This is a genomic window from Kitasatospora sp. NPDC059088 (assembly GCF_042738155.1).
GTDB lineage: Bacteria > Actinomycetota > Actinomycetes > Streptomycetales > Streptomycetaceae > Kitasatospora.
On record NZ_JBHYGR010000073.1, the window covers coordinates 33,915 to 43,428 of the forward strand.

Annotated in this window: 8 protein-coding genes; 5 read left to right on the forward strand and 3 right to left on the reverse strand. The window is 75.8% G+C overall.

The annotated features are described in order from the left end of the window. Window positions 1-161 precede the first annotated feature (161 nt). Window positions 162-1,118: an RNA polymerase sigma factor SigJ gene (gene sigJ / locus ACFWXO_RS28195; RefSeq protein ID WP_380526985.1), complete on the reverse strand. Its 957-nt coding sequence runs from the start codon at window positions 1,116-1,118 to the stop codon at window positions 162-164. Between the two features lie 137 nt (window positions 1,119-1,255). Here sigJ and ACFWXO_RS28200 point away from each other — a divergent pair, with 137 nt between their 5' ends. Continuing rightward, entirely contained in the window at window positions 1,256-1,621 is a 366-nt protein-coding gene (locus ACFWXO_RS28200; RefSeq protein ID WP_380526987.1) for a DoxX family protein, read from the forward strand. A 48-nt stretch (window positions 1,622-1,669) separates the two neighbouring features. After that, window positions 1,670-2,212 (forward strand): GNAT family N-acetyltransferase, encoded by a 543-nt coding sequence (locus tag ACFWXO_RS28205; RefSeq protein WP_380526989.1) that lies wholly within the window; start codon window positions 1,670-1,672, stop codon window positions 2,210-2,212. Between the two features lie 12 nt (window positions 2,213-2,224). On the opposite strand, the gene ACFWXO_RS28210 is transcribed toward ACFWXO_RS28205, so the two are convergent. Further along, a complete protein-coding gene (locus tag ACFWXO_RS28210; protein WP_380526991.1) occupies window positions 2,225-2,812 on the reverse strand; it encodes a PadR family transcriptional regulator in 588 nt (195 codons plus the stop codon). 95 nt (window positions 2,813-2,907) lie between these two features. On the opposite strand from ACFWXO_RS28210, the gene ACFWXO_RS28215 reads away from it, so the two are divergent. Then, window positions 2,908-3,363: a nuclear transport factor 2 family protein gene (locus ACFWXO_RS28215; RefSeq protein WP_380526993.1), complete on the forward strand. Its 456-nt coding sequence runs from the start codon at window positions 2,908-2,910 to the stop codon at window positions 3,361-3,363. Between the two features lie 188 nt (window positions 3,364-3,551). After that, window positions 3,552-4,286 carry a hypothetical protein gene (locus ACFWXO_RS28220; RefSeq protein ID WP_380526995.1) on the forward strand — a complete coding sequence of 245 codons (735 nt, stop codon included), beginning with the start codon at window positions 3,552-3,554 and terminating at the stop codon, window positions 4,284-4,286. A 19-nt stretch (window positions 4,287-4,305) separates the two neighbouring features. Here ACFWXO_RS28220 and ACFWXO_RS28225 read toward each other — a convergent pair whose 3' ends face one another. Beyond that, window positions 4,306-4,965, reverse strand: coding sequence for a histone deacetylase (locus tag ACFWXO_RS28225; RefSeq protein ID WP_380526997.1), 660 nt, complete (start codon window positions 4,963-4,965; stop codon window positions 4,306-4,308). Window positions 4,966-5,388: 423 nt separating this feature from the next. Between ACFWXO_RS28225 and ACFWXO_RS28230 the strand changes: the two genes are divergently transcribed. Continuing rightward, the gene (locus ACFWXO_RS28230) at window positions 5,389-9,390 is read left to right on the forward strand and encodes a Pls/PosA family non-ribosomal peptide synthetase (RefSeq protein WP_380526998.1); all 4,002 of its coding nucleotides are present in this window, start codon (window positions 5,389-5,391) and stop codon (window positions 9,388-9,390) included. Window positions 9,391-9,514 lie beyond the last annotated feature (124 nt).

Sequence of the window (9,514 nt, forward strand, 5' to 3'; positions counted from 1 at the left end):
GCCCCCCCCGGGGGGGTGGGGGGGGGGGGGGGGGGGGGGGGGGGGCGCGCCCCGCCCCCCCCCCCGGGCGCGGCCGCCCCCCACTCCCGGTGACGGTTACCCCCGGCCGGCCCCAATGCTGCGCCGGGGCGGGGTGGTTCACCCGAACGGGATTCGTGTGTTTACCGCTCCCGCACCCGCCGCAGCCCGATGTCGGAGACCTCGCCCAGGTGGCCGAGCTTGTCGGGGTTGGACACGGAGTGCAGCGCCCGGATCGCGCCGTCGACGATGTCCAGCTCCAGGACGGCGGCCACGCGCCCCCGCGGGTCGTAGGAGACCGCGCCCGGGCGGCCGTTGACCGTCGCCGGGTGCAGGGTGATGCCGAGTTCGCGGCCGCGGTCGAAGCCGAAGGCGAGCAGCTGGGCGACGCGCTCGCGGCCGGCGACCGACTTTCCGACCGCCTGCGCCTTGCCGCCGCCGTCGCCGTGGAAGACCACGTCGGGGGCGAGCAGGTCCAGCAGCTGGGTGAGGTCCCCGCCGGCGGCCGCCGCGAAGAAGCGGCGCGCCAGTTCGTCGCCCTCCGCGCGCCGGGCCGCGGGGAGCGGGGTGTCCGCGCCGCTCGCGGCCAGGCGTTTGCGGGCCCGGGCCAGGATCTGACGGCAGTTCGCCTCCGACTTGCCGGTCAGCTCCGCGACCTCCGGGTAGCCGTAGCCGAAGGCCTCGCGCAGCAGGAACACCGCCCGCTCCACGGGGGAGAGGGCCTCCAGCATCAGCAGCAGGGCCATCGACAGCGAGTCGGCCAGTTCGGCGTGCTCGGCGGGGGCGTCGCCGGGGCGCTCGGCGAAGGCGACCACCGGCTCCGGCAGCCACTCGCCGACGTAGGACTCGCGCCGCACCCGCGCCGAACCGAGGTGGTTGATGCCCAGGCGGGTGACCGAAGTGGCCAGGTACGCCTTGAGGTTGGTGACGGTGGTGCCCGCCCGCTGGGCGCGGGTCAGGTTGAGGAAGGTGTCCTGGACGAGGTCCTCGGCGTCGCCCACCGAACCCGTCATGCCGTAGGCGATGGAGAACAGCAGCGGCCGGTACCCCGCCGCCTCCGTCGCGCCCGCGCCGCCCGCCGCTCCTGCCGCTCCCGCCATGGCCACCCCGTCTCCCGTCCCCGGCGCCGCCCCGGCCCCGGGGTGGCGCGCGTCACCGTGGGCGGCTGTCACGGGCCGCCCGGCCGCCCTGTCCCAGAGGGCAGCAGCGGACAAACGTACCGAGGAGAACGAGCGTCATGAACACTGCCCTGTGGACCGTCACCGCCCTGCTGGCCGCCGCCTACCTGCTCGGCGGCGCCTTCAAGGTGCTGGTGCCCAAGGAGCGGATCGCCGCCGCCGGGCGCAGCGGCCGCTGGGTCGAGGACTTCGGCGCGGGGGCGGTGAGGGCGATCGGCGCCCTCGAAGTCCTGGCCGCGCTCGGCCTGGTGCTGCCCGCGCTGGTGCACGTCGCGCCGGTGCTGGTGCCGCTGGCCGCGCTCGGCCTGGCGCTGCTGATGGCCGGCGCGGCGGCGGTGCGCCTGCGGCGCCGGGAGTACCCGCTGGTGGCGGTGGACGCGCTCTACCTGCTGCTGGCCGCCTTCGTGGCCTGGGGCCGCCTGTAGGGCCCGTCGCCCAACTGCCCCTCGGAGGGCCCTTGCTAGGGTGCGCGGATGGAAGACCTGGACCTGGGAACCGTGGCCTGGCCGCCCGCGCCGATCCGCACCGAGCGCCTCGTGCTGCGCGGCAGCCGGGAGTGCGACCGTGCGGCGTTCGTCGACCTGTTCTCCTCGCCCGAGGTGCACACCTACCTCGGCGGGGCCCGGCCGCGCGCGCAGGTGGAGCGCGAGCTGCCCGGGGCGCCCGAGGACCGGCCCGGGACCTTCGTCGCCGAACTCGACGGGGCGATGGTCGGCCTGGTCCTGCTCCGCCGGGCGACCGGCCACCGCCGCCCGGCCGCCACCGGCCGGCTCGACCTCGGCTACCTGTTCCTGCCCCGGGCCTGGGGGCGCGGCTACGCCGCCGAGGCGTGCGCGGCGGCACTGGCCTGGCTCGCCGGAGCGCTGCCCGGCGAGGCGGTGGTGCTGACCACCCAGAGCGCCAACACCGCCTCGATGCGGCTCGCGGCGAAACTGGGCTTCACCGAGGTGGAGCGCTTCCAGGCCTGGGACGCCGAGCAGTGGCTCGGAATCCGCCCCCCGGCACCCGGCGCCTGACCGCGCTTCCGCTCAACTGCGCTCAACTGCGCCGCGCCCGCCCGGCGTTCGGCTGCGCCGCGCCAGGACGGCGATCGCCTCCCGGCACCAGTCCCGGTTGCCCCGCTCGAAGGCCAGGCCGCGCAGGCAGGTCAGGTACGGGCCGATCCGCTCGCCCTCGCGCAGGAACCGCGCCTCGTCCCACCCGCCGCGCATGCCGTGCAGCATCCGCTCGAACAGGTCGATCTTCGCCTGGGCGAACTCGGCGCGCTCGGCGAGCTGTTCGGCGAGCACGGCGGGGTCGAGGTGGTCGGCGGCGCGGACCTTGACCATCAGGTCGTCGCGCACGAAGGAGGGCTTGGCGCTCGCGGCGGCGAACTCGTCCAGTTCGGCGAGGCCGGCCGCGGTGACGGTGAACAGCCGCTTGGTGGGGCGCCCCTCCTGCGCCACCTCGCGTCCGGCGACCAGCCCGTCCCGTTCCAGCCGGGCCAGTTCGGCGTAGAGCTGCTGCGGCTGGGCGTACCAGAAGTTGGCCACGCCGAGGTCGAAGGCCTTGGCCAGGTCGTAGCCGCTGGTCTCCCCGTCCAGCAGGGCGGCCAGCACGGCGTGTCGCAGGGCCATCGGGTCGGCCCTCCCTCCTGTTGCCGGATGTGCTCCGCATGGTAGTAGTCATCAATCTGACTAGTCACATCCATGACTATCCCGGGAGTGCCGCCATGACCGCCGCCGCCACCACCGCTGCCACCGCCGCCGAGCGCCTGCGCGCCGCCGTCGACGCCCGCGACCTCGCCGCGCTGGACGACCTGTTCACCGACGACATCCGCTTCTACAGCCCGGTCAAGTTCGGCCCCTTCGAGGGCAAGCCCATGGTGCTCGGCCTCTTCGGGGTGCTGCTGCGCACCTTCGAGGACTTCCGCTACGTCGGCGCGTACGAGGGCGCCGCGCAGACCAGCGCGGACGGTACCGAGGCGCCCTCGGCGGTGCTGCTGTTCCGGGCGGTGGTGGGCGGCAAGGAGATCCACGGCATCGACCTGGTGCACGTCGACGAGCAGGGCCGGATCAAGGAGTTCACCGTGATGGTCCGTCCCCAGTCCGCCGTCCAGGCCCTCGGCCAGGCGGTCTTCGCCGGCCTGATCGCCGCCGGCCTGGTCCCCGCCCCGCCCACCGCCTGAGGCCCCTGCCCGAGGTCCAACGCCCGTCCGGTGCAGGCCTGGTGCACCCCCGCCCGCCCCGGCCTGGCCTGGAGGGGTGGCGGCGCTTCGGGACACGGCTGTTGCCGTTCGCGGACACCGCCGGCCCGCCGGAGCGGGCAGGATGTGGGCGAACGTTCCGAGGGGGGACGGCCGACGGGGGTGGCGTGATGGGGAGTGCGGCGCGGCGCGGGGGCGCGGTGGTCGCGGCGGCGGTGCTGGCGCTGGGGGCGGCGGCCTGTACGGGGCAGGACGGCGGCACGCCGGAACCCGCGGCGAAACCCACGGCGAAACCCGCGGCGACAGCGGTGGCGACGGCCGCGGCCACTGCGGCGGTGCACCGGGTGGTGCTGCCCGAGCCGGCCCCGGCGTCGGCGCAGTGGGTCCTGGACGAGCTGGCCACGATGCACAAGGGCACGCCGGACTGCCCCGTCCCGACGCCGGAGAACACGGTCGTGCTCGACCGGGGCGAGGGCTCCCAGGACTGGGCGGACGTGGTGTGGCTGGAGGACGACTCCCACCTGTGCCTGGCCTCGACCACCCGCGTCGACGGCCGCCTGAACACCGACGTCACCGGTGGCACGCCCGGGGCCTTCACGGCCCGCAGGCGGCCGACGATGATCGGCGACCACCGGCGGCTGTCCCTCTTCGTGCTCTTCCCCGTGGACGCCAAGCAGGTCGTGCTGCGGGGCGATGCCCGGCACCGGTTCGGGCCGCTGCACCAGCGGGTGATCGACCTCGGCGGCGGGAGGGCGGTCACCGTCGTCCGGTACGGCTTCGCCACCCAGGTCCCCGGCGCCCCGGCTCCCGGGGCGCAGACGATGGAGCCGCCGTACACGGACGACCTGCCCCAGCTGTGCCCGACCGTCACCGAGCCGTGCCGCGCCGCGGACGTCGACGGCTGAGCGGGCCGTGGTCCCCCGTTCAGTCCAGCAGGGCCGCCACCGCCGCCACCGGCCAGTGGCCGGCGGCGCCGGGGCGGGTGGCGAGGTAGCCGGCGGTGCGCCAGGGGCCCCAGGTGTGGGATTCGGCGAGGCCGGCGGCCAGGGTGCGCAGGTAGGCGGGGGAGGGGGCGGTGGGGGTGGCGCCGGCCAGGCCGGTGGGGGAGGTGAGGGTGAGCACCGGGCGCCCCCGGAGCGCGCCCACGCGCAGGAGGGTCTCGTAGCGGCCGGGGCCGAGGCGGTCGCGCCCGGTGGCCAGGACGCGGGTGAGGTCGAGGTCGGCGGCGGGGGTGCGCTGTATCTCCTGGGCGGCGACGTCGCCGAACTGGCCGGCCGTGACGAGGTAGGCGCGGCAGGGCACCGGCCCGGGCCCGGCGGGGTCGTAGAAGGCGGTGCCGCCGCCCCAGGTGGCCGAGTGCCCGGCGAAGTACACCGTGCCGGGCAGGGGCAGGGCCGCGCTGGCGCGCGGCGGGCGCCGGTCGCGGCAGCCCGGGCAGGCGCGTGCCGCGCCCGCGGGGCGGCCGCCGCAGAGGTAGCAGGAGAAGCGGGCGGCGTGCAGGTTGGACCCGTACGCCGCGTACCAGAGGAGCCGGTCCCGGCCGGTGGTGCCGGGGCGGGCGGCCCGGGCGCACACCGAATTCACAGGAAACATCCGCACGGAAAAGGGCGGCGGCAGCCTCCCACACAAAGATGAGAATGACGTGCACAGGTCGAGAATCCGTCCGAAACCCCCCGATTCGGTAGCCGACCCCTCACTACCTGTACCGTTCCGGTCGCCATGGTGTTCATCACTCTTCCCTCCGTCGTCACGCCCCTCCGGTTTCCGCCGATTAGCCTTCACCATCGAAAACGCTCGAAACCCCCCGAAATGACATTCGATTCGTATCGGTGCCTGAGGAAACGGCATCGATGATGAGAATTCTCTTTGACCGCACCTTCGCTGCATCCAGCCGACTCCCAGCGGAGTCATGGTGAGTGGGCGCGTCCCACCAGGTGACGACCAGGTCACCGCACGTAGCAGGCAATGCGCGCCCTCCCAGGAAAACGGAGCCGAGGAACCCACCCCATGGACGCACGGCATGACACGTCCGGCCCAGTCACGCTGCACCGCCCCCACCCGGGGCAGGCAGCCGGCTGGCCGGTGGCCCAGCCCGCCCACCCCCGAAGCCTCCTCGACGTCATCGCCGCCACGGCCGACGCGCACCCGCACGCGCCCGCCCTGGACACCGGCGACGCCGTCCTCGACTACAGAACCCTGCTGCAGGAGGTCGACGCCCTCGCCGGCGTCCTGGCCGGCCACGGCATCGGCACCGGCGACCGGGTGGGCGTACGCATCCCCTCCGGCACCGCCGACCTGTACGTCGCCATCCTCGCCGTGCTGCGCTGCGGCGCCGCCTACGTCCCGGTGGACGCCGACGACCCCGACGAGCGCGCCGAGATGATCTGGCAGGACGCCCGGGTCTGCGCCGTCGTCGGCGCCGAGCGCCGCCTGTTCGCCGGCCCCGCCGCCCGCCCCTCGGGCCGCCCCGCCTGGCCCACCCCCGCCGACGACGCCTGGATCATCTTCACCTCCGGCACCACCGGCCGCCCCAAGGGCGTGGCCGTCACCCACCGCAGCGCCGCCGCCTTCGTCGACGCCGAGGCCCGGATCTTCCTGCGCCCCCAGCCGCTGGGCCCCGGGGACCGCGTCCTGGCGGGCCTGTCGGTGGCCTTCGACGCCTCCTGCGAGGAGATGTGGCTGGCCTGGCGCCACGGCGCCTGCCTCGTCCCCGCCCCCCGCTCCCTGGTCAAGGCCGGCACCGACCTGGGCCCCTGGCTCGTCCAGCGCCGCATCACCGCGATCTCCACCGTCCCCACCCTGCTCGCCCTGTGGCCCCAGGAGTGCCTGGACCAGGTCCGCCTGATCATCGTCGGCGGCGAGGCCTGCCCGGCCGAACTGGTCGAGCGCCTGGCCGTCCCCGGCCGCGAGTTCTGGAACACCTACGGCCCCACCGAGACCACCGTCGTCGCCACCGCCGCCCGGATGCTCCCCGGCGAGCCGGTGCGCATCGGCGCCCCCCTGGACGGCTGGGAGATCGCCGTCGTCGGCCCCGACGGCCACCCCGTGCCCTGGTACGAGAGCGGCGAACTGCTGATCAGCGGCATCGGCACCGCCCGCTACCTCGACCCCGCCAAGGACGCCGAGAAGTACAGCCCGCACCCCGCGATCGCCTCCCCCCGCGTCTACCGCAGCGGCGACCTGGTCCGCAACGACCCCGAGGGCCTGGTCTTCCTCGGCCGCGCCGACGACCAGATCAAACTCGGCGGGCGCCGCATCGAACTCGGCGAGATCGACGCCGCCCTCCAGGCCCTGCCCGGCATCCGCGCGGCCGCCGCCGCCGTCCGCAAGACCCCCGCCGGCGCCGACCTGCTGGTCGGCTACCTCGTCGCCCAGCCCGGCACCACCCCCGACCTGGCCACCGCCCGCCGGCACCTGCTGGAGCGCCTGCCTCGACCCCTGGTGCCCGTCCTGGCCCTGGTCGACTCCCTGCCCACCAAGACCTCCGGCAAGGTCGACCGCCACGCCCTGCCCTGGCCGCTGCCCACCACCGGCACCACCGGCCCCGACGGCCCCGCCCAGCCCCTGGACGGCACCGCCGGCTGGCTCGCCGGCCAGTGGGAGCGCCTGCTCGGCATGGCCCCCGGCAACGGCGACGACTTCTTCGCCCTCGGCGGCTCCAGCCTCACCGCCGCCCGCCTGGTCTCCGAACTGCGCACCCGCCACAGCGGCGTCTCCGTCGCCGACCTCTACGCCCACCCGGTACTCGGCGACCTCGCCGGCTACCTCGACTCCCTCGCCCCGGCCCCGCGGGCCCAGGCGGCCGCGGCCGGGCCGGAATCCGCCGCGACCGCCCCGCCCCGCAGGCCGGTGCGCCCCACCCCGCGCAGCGCCGGCCTCTGGCAGACCCTGATGCTGCTCGCCATGTTCGGCCTCTCCGGCCTGCGCTGGGTGATCGTCCTGATCGCCGCCGACAACCTCATGGGCACCGACATCCCCTGGGCCCCGCACAGCTCCTGGTGGCCCGTGGCCGCCGGCGCGCTCCTCTTCTTCACCGCCCCCGGCCGCACCCTGCTCGCCGCCGCCGGCGCCCGCCTGATCACCGCCGGCATCCGCCCCGGCAGCCACCCCCGCGGCGGCCACGTCCACCTGCGCCTGTGGGCCGCCGAGCGCTACACCGCCATGTTCGGCACCGGCAACCTCTCCGGCACCCCCTGGGCCGTGCGCTACGCCCGGATGCTCGGCTGCCGCGTCGGCCGCGACGTCCAGCTGCACACCGCGCCCCCGGTCACCGGCCTGGCCCGGATCGGCAACGGCGCCAGCCTCGAACCCGAGGTCGACATCGCCGGCTGGTGGCTCGACGGCGACACCCTCCAGCTCGGCCACCTCGACATCGGCGAGGGCGCCGCCGTCGGCCACCGCGCCACCGTGATGCCCGGCGCCCGCGTCGGCGCCGGCGCCCAGATCGCCCCCGGCTCCTGCGTCACCGCCACCGTCCCGCCCGGCGAGCACTGGCACGGCTCCCCGGCCCGCCCCTGCACCGAGGCCCGCACCCCCTGGCCCACCGCCCCCGCCAAGCGCACCCGCGCCTGGAACCCGGCCTACGGCGCCGCCTTCGCCCTCTTCGGCCTCGTCCCCGTCCTGGCCGCCCTGCCCGCGCTGTTCATCGTCTACCCGCTGGTCGGCACCGACCGCACCCTGCTCGCCGCCCTGCTCCAGCTGCTGCCGCTGACCGTGCCGCTGGCCGTCCTGACCGTCTTCTGCCACGCCGCACTGATAGCCCTCCTGATCCGCCTGCTCTCGCTCCCGCTGCGCCCGGGCTTCCACCCGGCCACCGGCGGCGTCGCCTTCTGCGCCTGGGGGGTCTCCCACCTCAGCGACGGCGTCCGGCGCACCCTGTTCCCCTTCTACGCCAGCCTCTTCACCCCGGTGTGGCTGCGCCTGCTCGGCGCGAGGGTCGGGCGCCGGGTGGAGGCCTCCACCGTGCTCGCCCTGCCCGCCCTGATGCGGGTCGACGACGGCGCCTTCCTCGCCGACGACACCCTGGTCGCCCCCTACGAGCTGCGCGACGGCTGGCTGCACCTGGGCCGCTCCCACGTCGGGCGCCGCTCCTTCGTCGGCAACTCCGGCATCGTCGGCCCCGGCCGCTCGCTGCCCGACAACTCCCTGGTCGGCGTGCTCTCCGACACCCCCGCCCAGGCCCCCGAGGGCTCCTCCTGGCTGGGCCGGCCCGCCTTCGCCCTGCCCCGGGTGGCCGCCGCCGGCGGCGAGGACCGCACCTACAACCCGCCCAAGCGCCTGATGTGGGCCCGGGCCGGCGTCGAGGTCTGCCGGCTGCTGCCGGTCGTCGTCGCCGCGGTCCTGGCCGACCTGGTCTTCGCCGCCCTCCAGGCGATCCGCGACGACTACGGGCTGGGCACCGCCGCCGGCGCGGCCGGCCTGGTGCTGGCGGCCGCCGCCGTGGCCGCCCTGGCGCTCACCACCCTCGCCAAGTGGCTGCTGGTCGGACGCTTCCGGGTGTCCGAGCACCCGCTGTGGTCCTCCTTCGTCTGGCGCAACGAGCTCTACGACACCTTCGTCGAGGAACTCGCCATGCCCTTCGGCGGCGGCGCCATGACCGGCACCCCCTACCTCAACCTGTGGCTGCGCAGCCTCGGCGCGAGGATCGGGCGCGGGGCCTGGTGCGAGACCCACTGGCTGCCCGAGAGCGACCTGGTCACCGTCGGGGCGGGCGCCAGCGTCAACCGCGGCACCGTGCTGCAGACCCACCTGTTCCACGACCGGGTGATGCGGCTGGGCCCCGTCCACCTGGGCGCCGGCTCCACCACCGGGCCGCACTCGATCGTGCTGCTCAACTCCTCGCTCGGCGACGACACCACCGTCGGCCCGGCCTCCCTGGTGATGCGCGGGGAGAACGTCCCCGGCGCCACCCGCTGGCTGGGCAACCCGGTCGCCGCCTGGAACGCCGACGCCACCCCGCCGGCCGGGCGCCGCGCGGCCCGCGGGCGGCGCCGGGCCGCCGTGATGTAGCCCACCCGCACGGGCCCGCGCACAGGCGGGGGGGGGGGGGGGCGGCGGGCGGGGCGGCAGCCCGCCGGGGGGCGAGGCCGGGGGGGTGCTGCAGACAACGCCAATCGCAAAGTATAAAGGGATC

Bases quoted from the DNA above. Each gene is read 5' to 3' on its own strand.
- sigJ (WP_380526985.1), bottom strand. From the start codon at position 1,118: ATGGCGGGAGCGGCAGGAGCGGCGGGCGGCGCGGGCGCGACGGAGGCG.
- ACFWXO_RS28200 (WP_380526987.1), top strand. From the start codon at position 1,256: ATGAACACTGCCCTGTGGACCGTCACCGCCCTGCTGGCCGCCGCCTAC.
- ACFWXO_RS28205 (WP_380526989.1), top strand. From the start codon at position 1,670: ATGGAAGACCTGGACCTGGGAACCGTGGCCTGGCCGCCCGCGCCGATC.
- ACFWXO_RS28210 (WP_380526991.1), bottom strand. From the start codon at position 2,812: ATGGCCCTGCGACACGCCGTGCTGGCCGCCCTGCTGGACGGGGAGACC.
- ACFWXO_RS28215 (WP_380526993.1), top strand. From the start codon at position 2,908: ATGACCGCCGCCGCCACCACCGCTGCCACCGCCGCCGAGCGCCTGCGC.
- ACFWXO_RS28220 (WP_380526995.1), top strand. From the start codon at position 3,552: ATGGGGAGTGCGGCGCGGCGCGGGGGCGCGGTGGTCGCGGCGGCGGTG.
- ACFWXO_RS28230 (WP_380526998.1), top strand. From the start codon at position 5,389: ATGGACGCACGGCATGACACGTCCGGCCCAGTCACGCTGCACCGCCCC.